The following is a 21063-nucleotide window of genomic DNA, read 5'->3' on the forward strand; positions in this document are numbered from 1 at the left end:
GTTTTATAATTTTTTAATTAAATTTGTTCAATCTAAGTTCATAAAGACTGCTATTCCAAGTCCAATGAAAATGAGAAGGAGACTAAAGCTTTTGCTACGGCGGTCTTTTGTGCAATTTTGTTGGATGTCAAAGTACGAGCCAGAAAAATAGATAAAATTATTTAATATATAGTATAAATAGGCGATATAGAATAATAAATAGATAAGATATAAATAAACAAGGAAATATTTTTAATATTCCAGAAGAGATTTTTCGGAAAAAACAAAAAAAAATAAAATAAAAATATGAGAATTAAAAGAAATATTTGTTTGAGAGAAAATTAATGAACAAAAAGTCGTCAAAGGAAATTTAAATGAATCAGTTTCTCTTCTCAACAAGTTGGTGTGTGCCTCTTTATGGCTTAGTGGGCGCAATTTTAACATTGCCGTGGGCAATGGGAATAATTAAGCGGACAGGACCTAGACCAGCAGCATATTTAAACATATTGACGACTGTGTTGGCTTTTGTCCACAGTCTATTTGTATTTATAGATATCTGGAATAGAGAACCAGAAACTTTTACGATCGCCTGGTTTTCGGCAGCAGATTTTGACTTATCCTTTGCCTTAGACATTTCACCAATAAGTATTGGGACATCAGTTTTAATCACGGCATTAAGTCTGTTAGTACAGATTTATGCCTTAGGTTACATGGAAAAAGACTGGGCGATCGCTCGTTTCTTTGCGATGATGGGATTTTTTGAAGCAGCATTGAGTGGTTTAGCCATCAGTGACTCGTTGTTTATCAGCTATGCTTTATTAGAAGTCTTAACCCTTTCCACTTACTTACTGGTAGGATTTTGGTATGCTCAACCTTTGGTAGTGACAGCAGCGCGAGATGCGTTTCTCACCAAACGAGTAGGAGATTTATTGCTGTTGATGGGAGTAGTAACGCTTTCTACAATGGCAGGTAGTTTGAACTTTTCTGATTTATATGAATGGGCGCAAACGGCAAACTTAAATCCGTTAACATCAACTTTACTGGGTTTAGCATTGATCGCAGGACCAGCTGGTAAATGCGCTCAATTTCCCTTGCATTTGTGGTTAGACGAAGCGATGGAAGGTCCCAACCCAGCTTCGGTAATGCGGAACTCATTGGTAGTAGCTGGTGGTGCGTATCTACTATTTAAATTTCAGCCAATTTTAGCGCTTTCAAGCGTTGCTTTGAACGCTTTGATAATTATGGGTACAGTTACAGCAATAGGTGCAAGCTTAGTGTCCCTTGCCCAAACAGATATTAAGCGAGCATTATCCCATTCTACCAGCGCTTACATGGGATTAGTATTTTTGGCGGTAGGTTTGCAGCAAGGAGGTGTAGCCTTAATGTTGCTGTTGACTCATGCGATCGCTAAAGCACTATTATTCATGAGTTCGGGTTCAGTTATATTCACCACCCAGACCCAAGACTTGACAGAAATGGGTGGTTTATGGTCGCGGATGCCCGCAACCACCACAGCTTACATCGTCGGTTCAGCCGGATTGGTATCGCTACTGCCATTAGGTAGTTTTTGGGCAATGCTGTCATGGGCTGATGGCTTTGTGGCGATTAGCCCTTGGGTGATTGGTGTATTGTTATTAGTTAACGGCTTAACAGCATTAAATTTGACACGAGTCTTTCGATTGGTGTTTTGGGGTGAGGCGCAACAAAAGACCCGTCGCGCCCCAGAAGTCGGTTGGACAATGGCATTTCCGATGGTATCCTTAACAATAGTCACGTTATTAGTGCCTGTGATGCTACAGCAATGGTATCTGCTACCAACTTGGGAAAGTGTCAACTGGTATGTAGTGTTGCTGTTGATATCATCTACCTTGGTTGGGGTATGTACAGGGTGTACAATTTATCTGCACAAAGGTTGGTCAAGATCAACAGTACTCGCTTGGAGATTTGTGCAAGATTTACTGGGTTATGACTTTTATATTGACAGAGTTTACCGATTCACGGTAGTAGGTGCAGTAGCGCTACTTTCGAGGATTTCGGCTTGGAGCGATCGCTATATAGTTGATGGTTTAGTTAACTTAGTCGGCATCGCCACAATTTTTAGCGGACAAACCTTAAAATACAGCATTTCCGGTCAATCCCAAGGATATATGTTAACTATCCTTGCCGTCGTCAGCGTGCTAGGGTTTTTCATTAGCTGGTCATTAGGTCTATTAGACAAATTGCCGTTTTAAAAGTCGGGAGTTAGGAGTTAGGAGTTAGAAGTTAGGAGTTAGGAGTTAGGAGTTAGGAGTTTGGAGTTTGGAGTTAGGAGTTAGGAGTTTGGAGTTAGGAGTTAGGAGTTAGGAGTTAGGAGTTAGGAGTTTGGAGTTTGGAGTTAGGAGTTAGGAGTTTGGAGTTTGGAGTTAGGAGTTAGGAGTTAGGAGTTAGGAGTTAGGAGTTAGGAGTTAGGAGTTTGGAGTTTGGAGTTAGGAGTTAGGAGTTAGGAGTTAGGAGTTAGGAGTTAGGAGTTAGGAGTTAGGAGTTAGGAGTTAGGAGTTAGAAGTTAGAAGTTAGGAGTTAGGAGTTAGGAGTTAAAAGTCCCCTTGTCCCCCTTGTCCCCCTTGTCCCCTTAAATAATTTGTGTCTATGCTCAGTGCTTTAATTTTACTGCCGTTGTTTGGTGCGGCTTTAATTGGATTTTTGCCCATAGCCATGAATGGGAAAATTTCCCGTGGGATGGCTTTGGTTTTTAGTGCGATCGCTTTCTTGTGGACAATTGTATTAGCTATTCAGTTTAATCCCGGACAAGTGACGCAACAGTTTGCAGAGTTCATCCCTTGGGTAGATGTTTTAGGCTTGAATTATAACCTCGGAATAGACGGCTTGTCTATGCCGTTGTTACTGTTGAATGGACTTTTGACTTGCATAGCCATTTACAGCAGCGATGAAGCTTTGCAGCGTCCTCGGTTTTATTACAGTTTGCTACTGCTATTAAATGCTGGGGTGACTGGAGCCTTTTTGGCACAGGATTTACTGCTATTTTTCCTATTTTACGAATTGGAATTGATTCCCCTATATTTGCTAATTGCGATTTGGGGTGGACAACGACGTGGTTATGCAGCGACAAAATTCTTAATTTATACTGCTTTATCGGGAATCTTGATTTTAGCAAGTTTCCTCGGTTTAGTCTGGTTAAGTCATGCACCTAGTTTTGCTTTGGCAAACTTGAATGCGACAGCGCTACCGTTGGGAACACAAATTTTATTGCTAGCGGGGCTTTTGGTAGGTTTTGGGATTAAAATTCCTTTAGTTCCTTTTCATACTTGGTTGCCGGATGCTCACGTCGAAGCTTCTACACCGATATCTGTATTGTTAGCTGGTGTGTTATTGAAGTTGGGAACTTACGGTTTACTGCGGTTTGGCATGAACTTGTTACCAGAAGCTTGGAGTTATTTGGCTCCGTGGTTGGCAACTTGGGCAGTGGTGAGCGTGCTGTATGGTGCATCCTGCGCGATCGCCCAAAAAGATATGAAAAAAATGGTAGCATACAGTTCCATTGCACACATGGGCTACGTACTGCTAGCAGCAGCTGCTGCCACACCTTTAAGCGTGTTGGGAACAGTTATGCAAATGATCAGCCACGGCTTGATTTCTGCACTGCTGTTTTTGCTGGTGGGAGTTGTGTATAAAAAAGCCGGAAGCCGCGATTTAGACGTACTCAAAGGACTCTTCAACCCAGAACGAGGAATGCCTGTAATTGGTAGCTTGATGCTTTTAGGTGTAATGGCTAGCGCAGGTATACCGGGAATGGTTGGGTTTATTTCTGAGTTTATCATCTTTCGTGGCAGTTTCCCCGTTTTTCCAGTGCAAACTCTGCTGTCAATGATTGGTACAGGCTTAACCGCAGTATACTTCTTACTTTTGCTAGACCGTGCCTTTTTTGGACGCTTATCAGTGCAAGTGATGAATTTGCCTCGTGTATATTGGAGCGATCGCCTTCCATCTGTGGTATTAGCAATCTTAATTGTCATTTTAGGTATTCAACCTGCTTGGTTAGTCCGTTGGACTGAACCAACCATCACCGCAATGGTCAATGCCCAAAACTTAGTCGCAATATCTCCAGACAAAATCAAAGGTAAGACTTGAAACATTCGTAGGAAGCACGGAGAGTGCTTAAAATAGGCGTTTTCACGCCTATTACATATTAATTTAAATCCCCAGGAAAAACATCAATGGTAACTCTTACAAACAAGCTTGCCAAACACCCTCTTTCTAAGTATATTCAACTTCTCCTTTTTGGAGAAGCATTACTTCCAGACAATCCCGAAAACGTATTAGAAGTAGTTGGCATTCTCAAAAGTTATGGCGTAGTTTTAGATGCTTACTCCAAAAATCTCATCTACATTGCCGAAAATCAATTTTTAGTATTTTTTCCCTTCTTTAAATACTTTAATGGCGAAATTACTCTCAATAAATTATTACATCATTGGTGGCATGATAGAATCAACTTTGAATATGCTGAATATTGCATGAAAGCTATGGTTTGGCATGGTGGTGGAGGCTTAGATGAATATTTAGATTCAGCAGAATTTGAAGAAAGAGCCAAAGTTGTTATTGATGCCAAATTTAAAAATAATCCCTTGATGATGGGAGTTAACCAACTATTTCCTAACTTCTTAACAGAACAGTTGCGCGTAAGTTGTTACTATACTGGTTTGGGTCAATTTTGGCGAGTCATGGCTGATATGTTTCTCAGTTTATCAGACCTTTACGACCAAGGCAAAATCAAATCGATTCCCCAAGTTGTAGATCATATTAAAGGGGAACTGGTAGCAAATGCAAATAAGCCAATTACCTATGTGGTGAAACTGCGGGATAAAGTTTATGAAATCATACCCGAAAGCGTTGGTTTAACCTTTCTTGCAGATACGGCAATTCCTTATGTTGAGGCAGTTTTCTTTCGAGGAACGCCTTTTCATGGGACAGTTTCATATAATGCTCAAGCTTATCAAATTCCGGCAGATCAAGCAAGATTTCAATATGGTGCTTTGTATGCCGATCCTCTGCCCATTGGTGGTGCGGGTATTCCTCCTACCTTGTTAATGCAGGATATGCGCCATTTTCTGCCAGAGTATTTGCACGAGATTTATCGTCGCAGTCCCAGGGGTGAAGATGATTTGCGGGTACAAATTTGCATGAGTTTCCAAAAATCGATGTTTTGTGTGACTACAGCAACGATTTTAGGATTAATGCCTCATCCTTTGGATAGCCAAAATCCAGATGAGCAAAATGCTAATCAAGTGTATTTAGGAAAGTGGATGGATCGGCTACAAAATTCGCGCTTGTTGAATGTTAATGAGTAGACAACCGATGTGGAAATTAATTATGCGTTACCCACAACCCCAACAGACGTAGCATTGCTACGTCTCTACATCATTTCCACTTTCGCGTGTCTAGTAAATATTGTTGACGCAAATGTATATTAATCGCTACGACAATCTCCTGGCAATTGAAAAACTCGATCCACTACAAGACCATTGTCAGATTTATCATCTGATGAATGGCTACGAGTTTCCTTGGGACATGACGCGATCGCTCGAAGTTGCTTTAATGCGAACTTATTGCGTTCCCAGTATTTCTAAATTACTGGATAAAACCGGAGAATTTAACAAGCGACCTCAAAAACGCTACGATGATACCTCAATCATTATTGTCGAGATTAGCAAGTGGGGTTATGAAAGCGATCGCGGTCAAGAAGCAATCCAACGCATGAATGCTATCCACTCACGCTTTAAAATTGACAATGCCGATTTTCTCTATTCATAAATGCCATAAAAGGCAGGACGAATCACCTGCTCATAAATCCAAAATTTACCAGTCCAGGGGGTTTTGTCTCGTTCTTCATTACCATTGCCAGAGACAAATTCCAAGGCTATCATTGGGGCGATAAATTCTCGCCAGAACACATAAGAGCGGCGCGTTATCCCATCCAGCAAGGGCGGTACATTTCCTACATAAAACCAATCAGGAGCCTCTGCACCGCGCTCTGGGGGGTCGGTCAAACGCCAGTAAATGCCTAAGTCCTGACCGATACAATATTGACCATCGGGATGTAATTGCTTGAGGACGGGTGTAATCGAGTCAGTCAGTAAGATGCTTTGGGGATGCTCTTGCCAGTTTTTGCCTCCGGCACGCTTCGCGAACACAAAAGTTCCGTTAGACTCTGGTAGCTGCGTATGGTCGGGGAAAGGAGTAAGGTCAGTAGGTAGATTAATTGCAGTCATAGGGCTACTACCCTCGCGTTCTTCGTGAGGTTTGTTCTTTAGTTTAGCAAGAGAGGTAGGAAAAGAGCGATCGCACATAATCAGAAAGAGTCAAAATCGAGTTAGAATTCCTCAATATCGAAACTTGCTTCACCTGGATAAAACTCATTATCCACAATTTGCTCAAAGCTATAATTACATTCTGACGGAAAGGTTTTTAAGGGTAAATTAGTTTCTCCCATTGCTAAATCCCTACCGTTTTCATAAGCTGACTGTAAAGCCTCTGGCAGGTAAGATTTTAGACTAGGATTATCTACTAATAATTTGATAATTTCACGTCGCTGCAAGCGAATACTTGCTAAACAGCTACGACTGCGGCGTTCTGCTTGATACTGCCATTTTAGTAAATGCCCTAATAACACGCTCAGACGATTTCTCAATTCCTGGCGTTGTTGTTTCCCCAATGATTCTATTTCCTCAAGCAAATTTGGCAAGTCAATTTTGCTCCACTGTTTGTAGCGAAGTAACTCAGCTTGTTCTAGCGTCCAGCCATAGAAGTCTGTTTCGTAGAGATTAGGCATTTTAATTGCCTGGATACTTGTTAAAACTAGGCTAACAAAAAAGTGTGGGTCAGGCGCTTATCTTATATTCTCCACCCATAAAAGATTACTTACATAAGTACTGGTCGAGAGCGCGTTGTAAAATTTTTCATCTGCTGTCACCATCTGGCATCGTTGCGTAATCGCAAGTGCTAAGTATAAACTGTCATACACTGCTCGATCTGTCTCAAGGGCAATATCTAAAGCTAGTGGCATCAAGGGCTGAGATAAATACACCTCTAGAGAAATTGCATTTAAATCTGTCAAAGTTTGTCTTGCGTTGTCAGCAGTATCTTCGCCGCGACGCACTCGTTTCCACAAGACGTTTCCCACTTCTGGGTAAAAAAAATCTGGAATTAAAAAAGTATGGTCACTTGCCAGTAAAAGCCTAGCTGCATCAGAGTAGACTTCAGGCACAAACCATTTTATGGCAATGCTAGCATCTAAAACATACTGACTCACCGTTCTCTGTCCTCGCGGATGAGTTCAGTACTGTCACTGAAAGTTTTTCCTGCATACCTTGCCTGAGCGCGTGCTACTGCTTCTCTAGTTTTTTCTATATCAGCGCCAGTGTGGTAATGTGTTGCTTTTTCAGATGCTTGCTGTAGGATATATTTTAGTTCCTCTTGCAAAGAGCGACCGTGTTGTTTGGCGAGAGTTTCTAGTTTTTCCAAGATGATGGGGTCTAAGTCTTCAACTAATACTTTAGCCATAGTTTTTACATTCTATATGTTCGCTGCTTCTATTCGAGCTTTTAAATTAGTTTAGCAAGCGTAGACACCAACCGAAGGCTTGCCGTGAGACATCGCAGTTTTTCCGCAAAGCTAGGTTCAAGTTGTGAAGCCTCTGTTGTGTGAAAATTAATTTATGTATTTTGGGAGTTGCAAATGTGGCTTGGGTAGCTGGCGATCGCTTGCAAGGTGGAAAATACACTATTGAAAGAGAGTTGGGAAGTGGACGCTTTGGCATTACCTATTTGGTAAGAAATAGGAATAGCGATCGCCTAGTCGTTAAAACCTTAAATGATGTCTTGCTCAATTCCCTTAGCCCATCTGAACGCGGACGGCTAAAGACGATGTTTTTACGGGAAGCGTTAAAACTTCAAAGGTGTAAGCATAAGCATATTGTACAGGTTACAGACTCCTTTGAGGAAGCAGACCGTTTGTGTTTAGTAATGGAATATGTGGACGGGGTAAGTTTGGCTGACCGTCGTCAACAAAAACTTTCAGAACAAGAAGCACTGCAATACATTCAGCAAATTGGGGAAGCTTTGATAGTTGTGCATGAGAATCGGTTGATTCATCGGGATGTGCATCCAGGAAATATCTTTTTGCCGGTGCGAGATGGACAAGCTGAAGCGGTGCTAATCGACTTTGGTTTAGCTCTGGATTTTGACCATATTTTAACCACAAACCGAAGTAAGGAAACTTCTGAGGGATTTACACCACCTGAGCTTTACGCTCAAAGTATACCAACTGGGGCTTATAGCGATATTTATTCTCTGGCAGCTACTTTATATGTACTTTTAACTGGAAAAACACCTGTCAGTGCGTTGAAACGTAAGATTGACAAGGCTCGTTTAGTGGCTCCGAAAGACTTGAATAATCTGGTTAGCGATCGCACAAACCGCGCAATTTTAACTGGTATGAAGCTAGATCCGAAGGAGCGATCGCAATCAATGCGAGAATGGCTCGATTCTCTAGGATTAACTGGGGAAGTTCCCCAATGGGTTGGGCTTTGGCTTGGGCTATGACTTGGGCTGGAGAGGAATTACAAAAATCTTTTAGCAAGGTTCATACTTTTCTAATTTTAGCTAGCACTTCTAGTCTAGGCTTGGGTTTGGGATGGTTAGGACGTGTCTTGCACCATTTTTAATTAGCAGCATAAACCGCCTGGAAATTAATTTCCAGGCTAATAGCTAAAGTCCACTCAAGTGGACTCAAACCATTGTTCAGTCGTCTTTAGACGAGTTTAGCTATTAGCCTTAGAATTCATTCTAAGGCGGTTGTTGAGAATGGAAAAACGATCGCATCTTTAACCCAAACACCTAAACTTATGGTTCAACACCGATCGCTCGCCTCTGTAAGAGTATCGCCACCGAAAAAATGAGCAAAAATAGAAGCATCACTCTATGATGAGATGGATTATGGGTAAAGAAGAACAATTACTTCAACATTGGCGAGAACTCACACCCGAAAAGCAGCAAAAAGTTTTCGAGTTTGTTGAAGCGCTGAAATCTGACTCAGAAGCAACACCAATCATTACCGAATATATTCCACAAACACCCCTAGCTAAGAAACTGTGGGAAATTCGTACTCGAGCGATCGCTTCTGGAATACAATTACTCAACGAAGCAGAAATTGAACAAGAGCTTGCTCTTCGTCGGGGCGGATACCGTGAGTCGTAAGAAGACCTACTAGGCGATCGCTATCTAAATATTCTCCAGCCATAGAAGATTATTTGCCTAGCTACTGGTTTTAAGAGCGTTGTTGTTATGGAAGATAACCTAAGTAAATAAACTGACATTTACATGAAAATAGTCTGCCAGCGCTTCTGCTTGAGTTTTACTAATGGTGCGATCGCGTAGCCGCGTGCCTCTAGGAGAGCGCAGCGTCTCCGACAGGAGAAGAGAAGCGTCTCCAAAGGAGAATCGCTATTAACAATTTGCAAGGCAATTTCCAAAGAACCAATTATCTCAGCCGGGGACTTAAACCCGCCGAAGTTTGGTTAACACCCGCAATATTCAGTAGTATTTAATATTTAATACAAAAAATATTATATTTATTACGTGAATTTAGTGACAGTTATCCGAATTCAATAAACGACCGCCCGAATTCAATAAACGATTGCCCGAATTCAATAAACGACCGCCCGAATTCAATAAACGATTGCCCGAATTCAGTAAACGATTGCCCGAATTCAGTAAACGACTGCCCGAATTCAGTAAACGACTGCTCGAATTTAATATCGCGCTTCTTGCTTGATTGCAATATCGAACTCCTATTTAGGGCTTGCGAAGCTCCGTGCGCCTTTATCTCGCTTCGCTCATGAAGATTCCCTGCGATCGCCCTGATTCCTCATGCTCAATCTATGTAAAAATATTTAAAAAAATGATTATAAAAGTACAAAATTATACTTGGCTATAGAGATATAAGAAAGATGAAGATAATAGACTCCCCTGAGCTAAGTTTTCTTTTTCTTGTCTAGCGCTTCCTGGATAGCTTCTCTACAGAATTGTGCAGGGTCGTCTTGTGCTTTCACTTCATCCTTCATTTTTTCAGTAGCGCGAAAACTAATAGTAGTTGATAGTGGTTCTTCTCTTTCTGATTCAAATGGTCTTAAACTTTCTGGGTTACCTTTTGGATTAGGCATTGTATAGAAATGTAAATGCAAGCCTGAAACACTCGTTTGCAACTGTTTAATGTTTATTTGGTGGTTGTCTAACTTTGGCGAGTACAGCAACCACCAATATCCCATTGATAATGAGACAATTCTATGTTTACATGATCGGAACTCGAAATCAAAACCATTGCTGAACTACGCTTGCTCTGTGAGCGTTATGGATTACGACCTACTGGGAAATCAGTCCAGAAGGTAAGCTATATCACATCGTTGATTGCATTTGGGGCGATCGCACTTAACCAGCTACAAGAAGGGAAAGGATTACGACGATTATCGTTTGGCAGTTTTCAGTCCATCAGCGCGGCACTAGATGAAATGAATTCTCCCACCTAAGAACAAGCAGCATTAATCAAAGCAAGCTTAGAAGGCAAGTATTTGAGCGCACCTAGTCGCTGGGAGCAGGAGAAACTGCTTAACCTCTACAAAGCTAAACTTCTGCTAGAGCAAGTTATGGACTTGCTAGCGGACTAATTTTATTACAGCAGATTTCAGGTAAATGAGATACATGCGTAAAACCCAAAACCTTGTAGAGACGTTCCGGCGGAACGTCTCTACGTGTATTTAATCACAACGCAATCTGCTGTAAGTCCCTTAATAACTAAAGACCTATGCTTCTGGTTCAACGCCAAGCGATCGCAATTGAGCAGTTAGGCGATCGGCTCTTTGTCTTTCCTGTTCAGCCCGTTGGGATTCCTGTTCAGCCCGTTGGCTTTCCTGTTCAGCCCGTTGGGATTCCTGTTCGGCTCTTTCATCACCACTCAACAACAAATTACCTTGCAAATCCCACCAGCGTAACCACGGTAATTCCGCATTCTGATATTCTCCATGCCAAATGCCTAACTCAACTCCCAAGGGAGCAATCGGATAATGTCCGCGTTCATTTGCTGTTAATAACTGATATTGTCCACCAATTAATTTATAAACTTCTACACTGGCTTTCTTCACTTCATAAATGCCATAAAAAGCCGGATGAATTACTTGCTCATAAATCCAGAATTTACCCTTCCAAGGGGTTTTGTCTCGTTCCTCGCTACCATTGCCAGAGACAAATTCTAATGCAATTGATGGGGCAATAAATTCTCGCCACAGTACATAAGACCTCCGCGTTAGTCCATCGAGCAAGGGCGGTACATTTGCTACATAAAACCAATCTGGTGCTTCTGCCCCTTTCTCTGGGGGGTCTGTCAAACGCCAGTAAATACCTAAGTCCTGACCTATACAATATTGACCATCAGGATGTAATTGTTTGAGAACAGGTGTAATTGAGTCAGTCAGTAAAATGCTTTGGGGATGCTCTTGCCAATTTTTCACAAACGTGCCATTAGACTCTGGTAGCTGCGTATGGTCGGGGAAAGGAGTCAGGGCAGTGGATGGGTCGGTTGCAGAGGTCATAAGACTACCTTTGCAGGAGTAAGGGTTGTTTTTTAGTTTAGCAATGAAAGCGAAGAAATAAAGAATGCGATCGCTCCTCAAAGAAGACGCTAAACTTATAGCACTCTTGTCACTTGTCGCCATGTCTGTCGCCCAAGATTTAGCAACCCCAGAAGATGTTATATTTCCCCCAGGGGATTTATATAGTGACGAACCGCCTTTGGAAACTGATTTACATCGGCTACAAATGACGCTGCTAATTCAATGCCTTGAGTGGTTGTGGCGCAGTCGTAATGATTTTTATGCATCCGGTAATATTACAATTTACTACAGCCCTCGCCAGCGCAAGTCAGAAGATTTTCGAGGTCCAGATTTCTTTGTCGTGTTGGGGACTGAACGCAAAGCCCGTAAAAGTTGGGTTGTCTGGCAAGAAGGAGGCAACTATCCCAACCTAATTGTCGAACTGCTATCAGATTCTACAGCAGCAACAGACAAAGGCTTAAAAAAAGAGATTTACCAAAACACCTTTCGCACACCAGAATACTTCTGGTTTGACACGAATAATTTAGAATTTGCTGGATTTGTTTTGGTGGCTGGTAAGTATCAACCATTGGAACCCAATGCTCAAGGCTGGTTGTGGAGCCAACAGTTAGAGTTATATTTGGGGATTTATCAAGAAAAGTTACGCTTTTTTACAAATGAAGGAGAACTAGTTCCAACACCAGAAGAGGTAGCACAACAGGAGACGCAACGCGCTGAAGAAGAAAAGCAACGCGCTGAACAAGAGAAACAACGCAGCGATCGCTTGGCGGCAAAACTGCAAGAATTAGGAATTGATCCAAGTAGTATTTAGCGACTTGCAATTCAAAAAATATCCAAAATTAACATAAATTGATCGCCTAATATCACTCTTCGCATGATTAATTATAATACCCGCTTAACCTCGCTTAACCTCACCCCGACTCCGGCACCCCTCTCCTTCTTAAGGAGAGGGGATGGGGAGCCAGCGCTGTGCGTATTTTCCCCCCCGTTGTTCGCGCAGCGTCTCCCCGAATCGAGAGGCGACTGGCGTGGTGAGGTAGTTTTTTTATAAGTGATTAACCGAACTTGATATAAAGCGCACCCCTAAACACAAAAGCAGCTGGTTAAACCAGCTGCTTCGGTAAAAAAGAAGGAAGACCCGTTTAAACTGTCACCAACTCCTTAACTGGCGCCACTCCAGCCATATCCAAAATTGGCACTATCAAGTCTTCACGCTTCACCGCCATCATATGCACACCTTGGCACAATTGTTGCGCTATCTGCACTTGTTCGGCGGCAATTTTCACTCCTTCTTCCAGGGGGTCTTTTGCTTGCGCTAATCTATCAATAATATGGTCGGGAATATTCACTCCCGGAACGCACCTATTAATAAATTGGGCATTTTTAGCCGATTTCAGCAAGAAAATCCCTGCTAAAATCGGTTGATCGCAACCAGCAGCTATTTTGTCCATAAACTTTTCTAGCCGCTCAAAATCTGTAATTAACTGACTTTGAAAAAACTGCGCTCCCGCTTGGATTTTGCGCTCAAATCGACTTTGCAAACCCGACCAACTCGCACATTGCGGATCGACTGCTGCACCGGTAAATAAATCTGTAGCTCCATCAGTCAGGGGTTTATCGTTGTAATCAAAGCCGTGATTTAGCTTCTGGATGACTTGCAGCAGTCGCACTGCTTCTAAATCAAACACAGCTTTAGCATCGGTGTGGTCGCCTGCTTTCACGGGGTCGCCAGTTAATGCTAAAATGTTGTGTATCCCCAAGGCATGAGCGCCCATTAAATCGGCTTGCAAACTAATGCGATTGCGATCGCGACAAGCCATCTGACAAATCGGTTCAATTCCATTTTGCAACAAAATCGCCGATGCTACTAACGAAGACATCCGCAGAACTGCTCTGCTACCATCAGTAATATTGACGGCATGAACCCTCCCCTTAAGAGTCGCCGCCATACTGACCATGTGCGCTGGATTACCCCCCTTTGGAGGAGTCACCTCGGCTGTTATCAAGAACTCACCTGCTTTTGCAGCTTTGCGAAAGCAAGTTAATGCTGTTTTTGAGGTATCAAGCATAACTATGACATGAGTATACTCTAAGTACACTCATACCATAACGTATCTAAAAGGGAAACCTCATAAAGGTAGAGAATAACCCAAAGCGGCTTTTACTTGTGTAAGGGTAGAAAGTGCGATCGCACTCGCTTTTTCTCGTCCAGAGCGCAACACTGACTCTAGATAGCCTTTGTCATCCATCACTGCTTGATATTTCTCTTGAATCGGCTTTAACGCATTAATCGTCGTTTCTGTCAATAATGGCTTAAATTGTCCCCAACCCATATCTTGACACTCAGCGGTCACCTCCCCCTTTGTTTTACCAGAAAGTAGCATATACAGCGTTAATAAATTCTGACATTCCGGACGCTCTACATCGTCAAAAGTCAAACCGCGAACCAAATCGGTTTTACACTTCTTAATCTTTTTGGTAATTAAATCTGGTGGATCTAGCAAATTGATTCGGCTCAAATCTGACGGATCGGATTTTGACATTTTCTTCGTTCCATCCGTCAAACTCATTACCCTTGCGCCTTCCTTACGAATCAAAGGGTCTGGTAATTGTAGCACAGGTTGCTCTGGCGAAGCAAATTGATGATTAAATCGGTTGGCAATATCCCGTGTCAATTCCAAGTGTTGCTTTTGGTCTTCACCCACTGGCACTTTATCAGCTTGGTAAAGCAAAATATCTGCTGCCATTAACACCGGATAATCCAGCAAACCGACATTGACATTTTCACCTTGTTTGACAGCTTTTTCCTTAAACTGGATCATATCTTCCAACCAGTTCATCGGTGTGATGCAGTTTAGCAACCAAGCAAGCTCGCTGTGAGCCGAGACGTGAGATTGGACAAAGATTGTGGAATATTCTAAATCTAGACCGCAAGCTAGATAAAGAGCCACCAGGGTGTAAGTATCAGCTGCCAGTGTTGCTGGATTATGCGGTACAGTTATTGCATGTAAATCAGCCACAAAGAGATAATTTTCATACTCGCTCTGTCCTTCTACCCAGTTACGAATTGCTCCCAAGTAGTTACCGAGATGATAATTGCCAGTTGGTTGAACTCCCGACAGAACGCGTTGCTTGCCCATAAATTTCAACTTATCTCAAATTTGCACTATAGTAAATGTGCGATCGCAAAACACATTAGACATCTCCATAATTTAATTATGCGTTGCCCGAAACCCTTGTAAAGACGTTCCACTCTTTACGTCTCTACATATGACTCTGGAGATGTCTATTTAATTTTGACATTTTCTGAAGTTTGTGAGTGGTTAGTGGTTGGTAGTTGATTCCCCACTCAAGAGATGATGCCATTACCACACCTCATCAGAAACGCTCATCATATAGAAATTTCGGAATGACAAAAACAAGAGAATATAGCGTTTCCTAGTTTGCTGAGATACAAATTTATCTGCGTTCATCGGTGTTGATCTATCTTCCGAAGCGGTTAATTCAATATTTTTTACCTGATGAATGTGGGAATCGCTATATACGTTTCACAAATATTTTGATTTTTTGTCCCTGAATGCCTGAAAACACCTATTTTATCGGAGACTAAGATAGCGATCGCTATCTTCCATTTAAATGACTAAAACCCGCTCACAGTAAGCATTTACATTTCACGGATAAGTCTAGTATAGGCATTGGTTGGTTTTTTATTCCTAATCATAGACGAGAGTTCCAAGCACCTTCAGATAATCTCGATCATTTTGTGTAAGGTTTCGGTTATCTAAGATAGAATTAATTCGATTTTTGGTAGCGATTAACTCAGCCTCATTCGTAATCGGACGCGGTGGAAAGGTGGTAATTAGCTCGATATAATAACTACTAGGAGTTTTCAAACAACTCGTCATTTTTCCAGTTTTGCTTTCTAAATTATAATCTGTAAATTAGGTAGATAATGAAATTTATTGGTATTGATTTCGGCTGGAAATCGCAACCAAGCGGACTGTGCTGCTTACAATGGACAGATAATCAACTTGAACTACTCGACTTAGATCGCAAAGAATTTATTGTAGACATCCTCACCTGGATTGATACTCACGTACAACCAGACGAAAGCGCTATCATTGCCGTAGACGCACCGACCCTCATCCCCAACGCTACCGGGAGTCGCTTACCAGATAAACTTAGTCACAAATACTTTGGCAAATATCACGCTGGATGCTACCCAGCAAATTTGAATTTACCCTTTGCCGATCGCACCATCAACTTCGGTTTACAACTAGAATCGCGTGGCTTTACACACGCACCAACCATCGAACCGCAAAAACTTGGTAGATATCAAATAGAAGTCTTTCCCCACCCTGCCATCGTCCATCTCTTCAACTTAGAACGCATCCTCAAATACAAAAAAGGACGATTAAGCGATCGCCGTTTAGAACTTCTCAAACTCCACAATTACATCCTTCATATCCTACCCTCTCTTACTCCCTCTCTGCGTTCTTGGCGCCTCTGCGGTTCGTTTCCTACCGTTATTCCCACAACAGGTGCAGCACTCAAAGCAGTAGAAGACAAACTAGATAGCCTCATCTGCGCTTATGTCGCTGCACATTGGTGGTATTGGGGAGAACAACGCAACCTAGTATTAGGCGATCGCACTACTGGTTACATTGTCATCCCCCGGAAGCGGGGAGTGGGGAGTGGGGAGTGGTGAATGGGGAATGGCAAGAAAATTTTCTACTCCCTACTCCCTACTCCCCACTCCCTACTCCCTACTCCCTACTCCTCACTCTCACTGTGCCCAAAGAATCAACCTTGGCTCATACGGAGTAGCAAGGTATTTATGTTTTGGCAACACGCGCAAGGACAAGCCTTGTAAACCAGAGGCAGCATAGATGATATCTCCAGTGTAAATACTTAATTCTTCAGTATCATTACCTTGGTAATTCATCACCACTGGAACAGCATCAACAATCTCACCATCGGCATTGATTGTACCTTGATAAAGCTCCACTTGCACATCATCTGGGCTGAGAGTTGCCAAGTCAAGTTTTGCTTTGACAGCAACGGTTTGGTTCACCTCGATATCTGCACCTGAGGAGATGTCAACATCTTTGATTTTCATGTTGAACCAATATTGCCTGAGTTTGGCTTTCCAATCTGCTAATTCCTTTGCTGGTGCATATTGATCGGCAGTTAGAGTGTAGTAGCGATCGCTTGCGGGGAAATAAGCTCTTTGTGCATATTCTCCCACCATCCGCGCTGTATTAAAGAACGGACAATTCAACCGAATCGCATCTTTCATTTTTGCTACCCAATGACGGGGCAAATTATCAGCATCGCGATCGTAGAATAAAGGCACGACTTCTTTTTCCAATAAATCGTAGAAAGCGTTTGCTTCTATTTCATCCTGGTAATTGGGGTCTTCATAATTCTCACCATGTCCGATTGCCCAACCTGTACGGACATAATCAGCTTCATCCCACCAACCATCTAATACACTTAAATTCGGTAATCCGTTCATCGAAGCCTTCATTCCGCTTGTCCCTGAGGCTTCTCGCGGACGACGCGGTGTATTTAACCAGACATCGCAACCAGCTACCATCAATCGGGATACGTGAATGTCGTAATTAGGAACAAACACTACCTGCTTTTCTAAATTTTGTTCGCTGATAAAGTGATTGATGTCGCGGATTAATTCTTTACCTGGGATGTCTTTCGGGTGTGCTTTGCCGGCGATAACAAATTGTAACTTGCGGTCTTTGTTAGCCAACATAATCCGCCTGATGCGCTCGATATCGCGCATCCATAAAGTAGCGCGTTTGTAGGTTGCAAAGCGACGAGCGAAACCGATAGTTAAAACCTTTGGATCGAGAACTTCTTGCGCTTGGGCGAGATCAGAGGAAGAAGCACCGCGATCGCGTAAATGCTTCACCAAATGATCGCGCACAAACAATACCATATCCAAACGACAGCGTTCGTGATTGCGCCACAATTCTTCATCTGGAATTGCGTCCATGCGTTCCCACAATGGGCTATCTGCTGGTGCTGATGACCAATTTGGTCCGAGATAGCGATCGTATAGCTCTTGAGTTGATTTTGCCACACAACTGCGGGCATGAACGCCATTTGTAATTGCGGCGATCGGCACTTCTTCCACCGGCACTTTTTGCCACAAACCTTGGAACATTTGTCGCGACACCACACCATGCAGCTGTGCCACACCGTTAGAAAATGTCGCCATTTTTAACGCCAGCACTGCCATACTAAAAGGCGCAGATAAATCACCAGTATTTTCACGCCCCAAGCCTAAAAATTGGTCTTTTGTCAAACCAAAGATATCTGCATAATATCCCAGATAATACAACATCTTATCTGGGGCGAACAAGTCAATACCTGCGGGTACTGGCGTGTGAGTGGTGAAGATATTAGTTGAACCCACCACCTGTTTGGCGGTATCGTAACTCAAATTCTCTTCTTGAATCAGTATGCGGATGCGTTCTAGGGCAGAAAAAGCCGCATGACCTTCATTCATATGGTAAGCGGTGACATTATACCCCAAAGCTTTCAACATCTGCACGCCGCCGATCCCCAGCATGATTTCCTGGTGGATACGCATGTCGATATCGCCACCGTACAGTTGATCTGTAATGTTGTGGTCGTAAGGATTGTTGGGTTCGATGTTAGTATCCATCATGTAAAGCGGCACAGTTCCCACCTGTACGCGCCATACTCTGGCGTAAACCTTGCGTCCTGGGTAATCTACAGCAAACCGTAATTCTGAGCCATCAGGATTGCGCTCTAGGTGCAACGTCATGTTATGAAAATCGTTGATTGGGTAGCGTTCTTGCTGCCAACCATCCGCATTCAGATACTGAGCGAAGTAACCTTGCTGGTAAAGTAAGCCGACACCTACTAAGGGTAATCCTAAGTCGCTGGCTGATTTGAGGTGATCGCCTGCCAGAACACCCAAGCCTCCAGAATATACAGGCAAACAATCCACCAGTCCAAATTCCGCTGAAAAATAAGCGTAGCATTCTTTGGCTTTGTGGTCAGAATGACTACTCCGTTGTTTTTGGTACCAAGTGCGTTCTTGTAAATAATCTTCTAACTGCCGAGCTGCTCGATCCATTTGCGCCAGGAAGCCTTCATCTTCCACAACTTCCGTCAACCGCCCTTGGCTGATTGTACCGAGCATCAAGACTGGGTTATGGTGGCTAGATTCCCATAAATCCGGGTCTAAACGGCGAAATAAGTCTTTTGTCTCAACATTCCAATCCCAATGGAGGTTATATGCCAGCTTCCGCAGCGGTTCGAGTCGGGGCGGTAGCGAAGGGGACACGTTAAATGTACGAATTGGTTGCATAAGTTGGCAAATTCCTGGTTTAGCTATGGCTATTGTTGACTGTGTTTGCCCAATGTTTCCAACTCTTTATACCTTGTTTGTGAAGGTCTGATGACTTTGTTAAGCTTTAAAAAAGATTATCACTTAGATGAGAAAATCTGACTGCAAAGCTTTTTCTGATTTTATCAGTTAGTGTTGACTATATAATTATTTAATAATTGATGTAATTTAATACATAAATTAACTTAAACATAAATAATAAATTATAAATATTTACATGAGTTTGAGATGTACGCAACACAGGCTTTGCGTCTTCAAGAGGGAGAAGAGAACACGCAGACGCTCCTGGAAGTTATTTCTCAAACTCCCTCAAAAAGTTGTACTGAAGCTTTGGGGGGCAAAAGCAGCAATCCGGGCAAGCAAGCCATTATTCTAGAGTTAATTGGGTAACATTGGAATTTATGGTGGGGAAATGTACTGATTCGGCGCCTTTTGGGAGAGCAAAGACAATAGTACCCAAGACAAGAACACCAACAGCACTAGGACAAAGAAGTTTCATTTTGATGATACCGCGTTTGTTTTTGGCAGGGCGATCGCTACAACGGTTGCGGTACTCTTTGCGAACACGTCCGGATTGCACAGCTTCTTGTAGGAGCATCAAAGCATCAATGTCTTTTTCCTCAAATTCAGTTTGCAGTAACTGCTGCAACTGCTCATCTGCCGGAATACTCAAAGAGCCTGTACTTAGGGCTTGCTGAACAATGTCACGAATTAGAACCATATTTTTTACCAATTTTGGGGGTTAAGCAATTCTTTGCAAAAGCGTTTAGTGGAAGCGCTGATGGCGCCAACAAAGTTGCTGTATTCTTCCTTAAAAATTTATAATGGGTAGACCCCACAGGCATCATGCTACTGGATCACCCGATCGGGTGATATACAAGAACCTCACCAAAGCAAGCGATCGCTTTGCCTCCAAGCGCTTGGCAGAATATTTAGCTTGCCCTATGACCCATTCCCAACAGCTAGGCATTCTTTGTACGAAAATTCAGTACTAATGCTTTCAGGGGATGCGATCGCAATTTTGTCAGTGTAACTATAGAAAGTGTCCAATGTCAGAAAACGTTATCGTTGTCTAAACCTAGGATCAAGTTGTTCAAAATAATAACTTTGACTTGCCCTTGAAGGTACAACTATGAATCGAATCTTAAAACGCACATTTTTACCCGGCTTATTGGCTGCCACTTTAGCTGGTGTCACCTTAGTCCCAGCTAAACCCGCTGCTGCCGACAATCGCATACTTGAAGATGTGGGTATTGGTGCTGCCGCTGGTATGGTATCAGGTGCTATCAGGGGAAATGGTAGGATATTAAACAATGCTGTTAAAGGTGGTGCTGCGGGTGCTGCTGTTAATGGTGTTAACGGTACCAGAAGCAATCGCAAAAACCGTAACTTGGGTCAAGATATCGGAGTCGGTGCAGCAGCAGGTGGTGTCACTGGTGCAGTTACTCGCGGTGGTAAAGATACTTTGGGTGATGTAGTCGATGGTGCAGCGGCAGGTGCAGCGATCCATATCTTGAGGAATAGAAAATAATTCGTTTGACACTTAAGCCACATACAAACTAAGCCTGCTGATCGGCAGGCTTAGATATAAAAAGTCCGTCCCTTGTGCGGACTTTTTGTTTATATTCTATGATTTTGGGTAGAGTGCGATCGCTTATGCTGTCAATTAATCATATCCGTCGCACAGTGCGAAGAAAGATACAAGTGAACTTATTAGCAACCTTTAGCCCTTCAACGCCTTTTTAAAGTTGCGACGATAGGATGGATTTGTAACAAACAAAGCGGGCCATAATAGAGATAAACCAAGGCGATTGGGCAAACTTTGCGAAAAATTCGTCCGCTCAAATCCATTCCAAAACTTCCACACACCATACAAATAAGCCGCCATCAAGCCAAAAATAATTAATTTAGGCATTCGCATTACTCCATAAGCAACTGACACAATTCGAGAAAAGTATTCTCACACCCTCACCCAAAAGCAAAAATTCAACTTTTCGGGATTCGGCTTGCGAGTTACTTGACGATACTT

The 21063-nt window shown here is 42.6% G+C and carries 21 protein-coding genes and 1 pseudogene; 9 read left to right on the top strand and 13 right to left on the bottom strand.

Features of this window, described 5'->3' with window-relative positions; translation table 11 throughout:
* Window positions 1-353 precede the first annotated feature (353 nt).
* From OGM63_RS11900 to OGM63_RS11915, 4 genes are all read left to right on the top strand, one after another.
* Entirely contained in the window at window positions 354-2210 is a 1857-nt protein-coding gene (locus OGM63_RS11900) for an NAD(P)H-quinone oxidoreductase subunit F (RefSeq protein WP_263745769.1), read from the top strand.
* Between the two features lie 394 nt (window positions 2211-2604).
* The gene (locus tag OGM63_RS11905; protein WP_263745770.1) at window positions 2605-4104 is read left to right on the top strand and encodes an NADH-quinone oxidoreductase subunit M; all 1500 of its coding nucleotides are present in this window, start codon (window positions 2605-2607) and stop codon (window positions 4102-4104) included.
* 86 nt (window positions 4105-4190) lie between these two features.
* On the top strand, window positions 4191-5321 hold the full coding sequence (locus OGM63_RS11910; protein WP_263745771.1) for a CO2 hydration protein CupB: 1131 nt from the start codon (window positions 4191-4193) through the stop codon (window positions 5319-5321).
* Window positions 5322-5433: 112 nt separating this feature from the next.
* A complete protein-coding gene (locus tag OGM63_RS11915; protein ID WP_263745772.1) occupies window positions 5434-5784 on the top strand; it encodes a hypothetical protein in 351 nt (116 codons plus the stop codon).
* On the opposite strand, the pseudogene OGM63_RS11920 reads toward OGM63_RS11915, so the two are convergent.
* The 4 genes and pseudogenes from OGM63_RS11920 to OGM63_RS11935 form a co-directional block, all read right to left on the bottom strand.
* Window positions 5778-6242, bottom strand: a pseudogene (locus tag OGM63_RS11920) (Uma2 family endonuclease); the annotation flags it as partial. The gene OGM63_RS11915 and the pseudogene OGM63_RS11920 sit on opposite strands and share 7 nt — an antisense overlap.
* A gap of 101 nt (window positions 6243-6343) precedes the next feature.
* Window positions 6344-6802 carry a DUF29 domain-containing protein gene (locus OGM63_RS11925; protein ID WP_263745774.1) on the bottom strand — a complete coding sequence of 153 codons (459 nt, stop codon included), beginning with the start codon at window positions 6800-6802 and terminating at the stop codon, window positions 6344-6346.
* Between the two features lie 57 nt (window positions 6803-6859).
* Entirely contained in the window at window positions 6860-7282 is a 423-nt protein-coding gene (locus OGM63_RS11930; protein ID WP_263745776.1) for a type II toxin-antitoxin system VapC family toxin, read from the bottom strand.
* Window positions 7279-7533, bottom strand: coding sequence for a FitA-like ribbon-helix-helix domain-containing protein (locus OGM63_RS11935; protein ID WP_263745778.1), 255 nt, complete (start codon window positions 7531-7533; stop codon window positions 7279-7281). Before OGM63_RS11935 ends, OGM63_RS11930 begins: the two co-directional genes overlap by 4 nt.
* 140 nt (window positions 7534-7673) lie before the next feature.
* Between OGM63_RS11935 and OGM63_RS11940 the strand changes: the two genes are divergently transcribed.
* Window positions 7674-8573 (top strand): serine/threonine protein kinase, encoded by a 900-nt coding sequence (locus OGM63_RS11940; protein WP_263745779.1) that lies wholly within the window; start codon window positions 7674-7676, stop codon window positions 8571-8573.
* A 378-nt stretch (window positions 8574-8951) separates the two neighbouring features.
* Window positions 8952-9227 carry a hypothetical protein gene (locus OGM63_RS11945; RefSeq protein WP_263745780.1) on the top strand — a complete coding sequence of 92 codons (276 nt, stop codon included), beginning with the start codon at window positions 8952-8954 and terminating at the stop codon, window positions 9225-9227.
* Between the two features lie 776 nt (window positions 9228-10003).
* Here OGM63_RS11945 and OGM63_RS11950 read toward each other — a convergent pair.
* Both OGM63_RS11950 and OGM63_RS11955 read right to left on the bottom strand, forming a co-directional pair.
* Window positions 10004-10192, bottom strand: coding sequence for a hypothetical protein (locus OGM63_RS11950; RefSeq protein WP_263745781.1), 189 nt, complete (start codon window positions 10190-10192; stop codon window positions 10004-10006).
* 636 nt (window positions 10193-10828) lie between these two features.
* Window positions 10829-11614 carry a Uma2 family endonuclease gene (locus OGM63_RS11955; RefSeq protein ID WP_263745782.1) on the bottom strand — a complete coding sequence of 262 codons (786 nt, stop codon included), beginning with the start codon at window positions 11612-11614 and terminating at the stop codon, window positions 10829-10831.
* Window positions 11615-11735: 121 nt separating this feature from the next.
* On the opposite strand from OGM63_RS11955, the gene OGM63_RS11960 reads away from it, so the two are divergent.
* On the top strand, window positions 11736-12446 hold the full coding sequence (locus OGM63_RS11960) for a Uma2 family endonuclease (protein ID WP_263745793.1): 711 nt from the start codon (window positions 11736-11738) through the stop codon (window positions 12444-12446).
* A 331-nt stretch (window positions 12447-12777) separates the two neighbouring features.
* Here OGM63_RS11960 and OGM63_RS11965 read toward each other — a convergent pair whose 3' ends face one another.
* The 3 genes from OGM63_RS11965 to OGM63_RS11975 form a co-directional block, all read right to left on the bottom strand.
* Entirely contained in the window at window positions 12778-13704 is a 927-nt protein-coding gene (locus OGM63_RS11965; protein ID WP_263745783.1) for a methylenetetrahydrofolate reductase, read from the bottom strand.
* A 60-nt stretch (window positions 13705-13764) separates the two neighbouring features.
* Window positions 13765-14775, bottom strand: coding sequence for a tryptophan--tRNA ligase (gene trpS / locus OGM63_RS11970; RefSeq protein ID WP_263745784.1), 1011 nt, complete (start codon window positions 14773-14775; stop codon window positions 13765-13767).
* 573 nt (window positions 14776-15348) lie between these two features.
* A complete protein-coding gene (locus OGM63_RS11975; protein ID WP_263745785.1) occupies window positions 15349-15540 on the bottom strand; it encodes a transcriptional regulator in 192 nt (63 codons plus the stop codon).
* Between the two features lie 47 nt (window positions 15541-15587).
* Between OGM63_RS11975 and OGM63_RS11980 the strand changes: the two genes are divergently transcribed.
* Window positions 15588-16343, top strand: a complete 756-nt coding sequence (locus tag OGM63_RS11980; protein ID WP_263745787.1) for a DUF429 domain-containing protein — start codon at window positions 15588-15590, stop codon at window positions 16341-16343.
* Between the two features lie 78 nt (window positions 16344-16421).
* Here the strand turns inward: OGM63_RS11980 and glgP are convergent, their stop codons facing one another.
* From glgP to OGM63_RS11995, 3 genes are all read right to left on the bottom strand, one after another.
* Window positions 16422-18995, bottom strand: a complete 2574-nt coding sequence (gene glgP / locus OGM63_RS11985; RefSeq protein ID WP_263745788.1) for an alpha-glucan family phosphorylase — start codon at window positions 18993-18995, stop codon at window positions 16422-16424.
* Window positions 18996-19401: 406 nt separating this feature from the next.
* On the bottom strand, window positions 19402-19755 hold the full coding sequence (locus tag OGM63_RS11990; protein ID WP_263745789.1) for a hypothetical protein: 354 nt from the start codon (window positions 19753-19755) through the stop codon (window positions 19402-19404).
* A gap of 123 nt (window positions 19756-19878) precedes the next feature.
* Entirely contained in the window at window positions 19879-20004 is a 126-nt protein-coding gene (locus OGM63_RS11995) for a hypothetical protein (RefSeq protein WP_263745790.1), read from the bottom strand.
* Window positions 20005-20166: 162 nt separating this feature from the next.
* Here OGM63_RS11995 and OGM63_RS12000 point away from each other — a divergent pair, with 162 nt between their 5' ends.
* Window positions 20167-20565: a hypothetical protein gene (locus tag OGM63_RS12000; protein ID WP_263745791.1), complete on the top strand. Its 399-nt coding sequence runs from the start codon at window positions 20167-20169 to the stop codon at window positions 20563-20565.
* Between the two features lie 192 nt (window positions 20566-20757).
* Here the strand turns inward: OGM63_RS12000 and OGM63_RS12005 are convergent, their stop codons facing one another.
* Window positions 20758-20949, bottom strand: a complete 192-nt coding sequence (locus OGM63_RS12005; RefSeq protein WP_263745792.1) for a hypothetical protein — start codon at window positions 20947-20949, stop codon at window positions 20758-20760.
* Window positions 20950-21063: the final 114 nt, after the last annotated feature.

The organism is Plectonema radiosum NIES-515 (assembly GCF_025753815.1).
Taxonomy (GTDB): Bacteria; Cyanobacteriota; Cyanobacteriia; order Cyanobacteriales; family Nostocaceae; genus Hassallia; species Hassallia radiosum_A.

Bases quoted from the DNA above. Each gene is read 5' to 3' on its own strand.
- trpS (WP_263745784.1), bottom strand. From the start codon at position 14,775: ATGGGCAAGCAACGCGTTCTGTCGGGAGTTCAACCAACTGGCAATTAT.
- OGM63_RS11955 (WP_263745782.1), bottom strand. From the start codon at position 11,614: ATGACCTCTGCAACCGACCCATCCACTGCCCTGACTCCTTTCCCCGAC.
- OGM63_RS11945 (WP_263745780.1), top strand. From the start codon at position 8,952: ATGATGAGATGGATTATGGGTAAAGAAGAACAATTACTTCAACATTGG.
- OGM63_RS11905 (WP_263745770.1), top strand. From the start codon at position 2,605: ATGCTCAGTGCTTTAATTTTACTGCCGTTGTTTGGTGCGGCTTTAATT.
- OGM63_RS11900 (WP_263745769.1), top strand. From the start codon at position 354: ATGAATCAGTTTCTCTTCTCAACAAGTTGGTGTGTGCCTCTTTATGGC.
- OGM63_RS11925 (WP_263745774.1), bottom strand. From the start codon at position 6,802: ATGCCTAATCTCTACGAAACAGACTTCTATGGCTGGACGCTAGAACAA.
- OGM63_RS11950 (WP_263745781.1), bottom strand. From the start codon at position 10,192: ATGCCTAATCCAAAAGGTAACCCAGAAAGTTTAAGACCATTTGAATCA.
- OGM63_RS11910 (WP_263745771.1), top strand. From the start codon at position 4,191: ATGGTAACTCTTACAAACAAGCTTGCCAAACACCCTCTTTCTAAGTAT.
- OGM63_RS11980 (WP_263745787.1), top strand. From the start codon at position 15,588: ATGAAATTTATTGGTATTGATTTCGGCTGGAAATCGCAACCAAGCGGA.
- OGM63_RS11975 (WP_263745785.1), bottom strand. From the start codon at position 15,540: ATGACGAGTTGTTTGAAAACTCCTAGTAGTTATTATATCGAGCTAATT.
- glgP (WP_263745788.1), bottom strand. From the start codon at position 18,995: ATGCAACCAATTCGTACATTTAACGTGTCCCCTTCGCTACCGCCCCGA.
- OGM63_RS11995 (WP_263745790.1), bottom strand. From the start codon at position 20,004: ATGCCTAGCTGTTGGGAATGGGTCATAGGGCAAGCTAAATATTCTGCC.
- OGM63_RS11915 (WP_263745772.1), top strand. From the start codon at position 5,434: ATGTATATTAATCGCTACGACAATCTCCTGGCAATTGAAAAACTCGAT.
- OGM63_RS11965 (WP_263745783.1), bottom strand. From the start codon at position 13,704: ATGCTTGATACCTCAAAAACAGCATTAACTTGCTTTCGCAAAGCTGCA.
- OGM63_RS11935 (WP_263745778.1), bottom strand. From the start codon at position 7,533: ATGGCTAAAGTATTAGTTGAAGACTTAGACCCCATCATCTTGGAAAAA.
- OGM63_RS11960 (WP_263745793.1), top strand. From the start codon at position 11,736: ATGTCTGTCGCCCAAGATTTAGCAACCCCAGAAGATGTTATATTTCCC.
- OGM63_RS12005 (WP_263745792.1), bottom strand. From the start codon at position 20,949: ATGCCTAAATTAATTATTTTTGGCTTGATGGCGGCTTATTTGTATGGT.
- OGM63_RS12000 (WP_263745791.1), top strand. From the start codon at position 20,167: ATGAATCGAATCTTAAAACGCACATTTTTACCCGGCTTATTGGCTGCC.
- OGM63_RS11990 (WP_263745789.1), bottom strand. From the start codon at position 19,755: ATGGTTCTAATTCGTGACATTGTTCAGCAAGCCCTAAGTACAGGCTCT.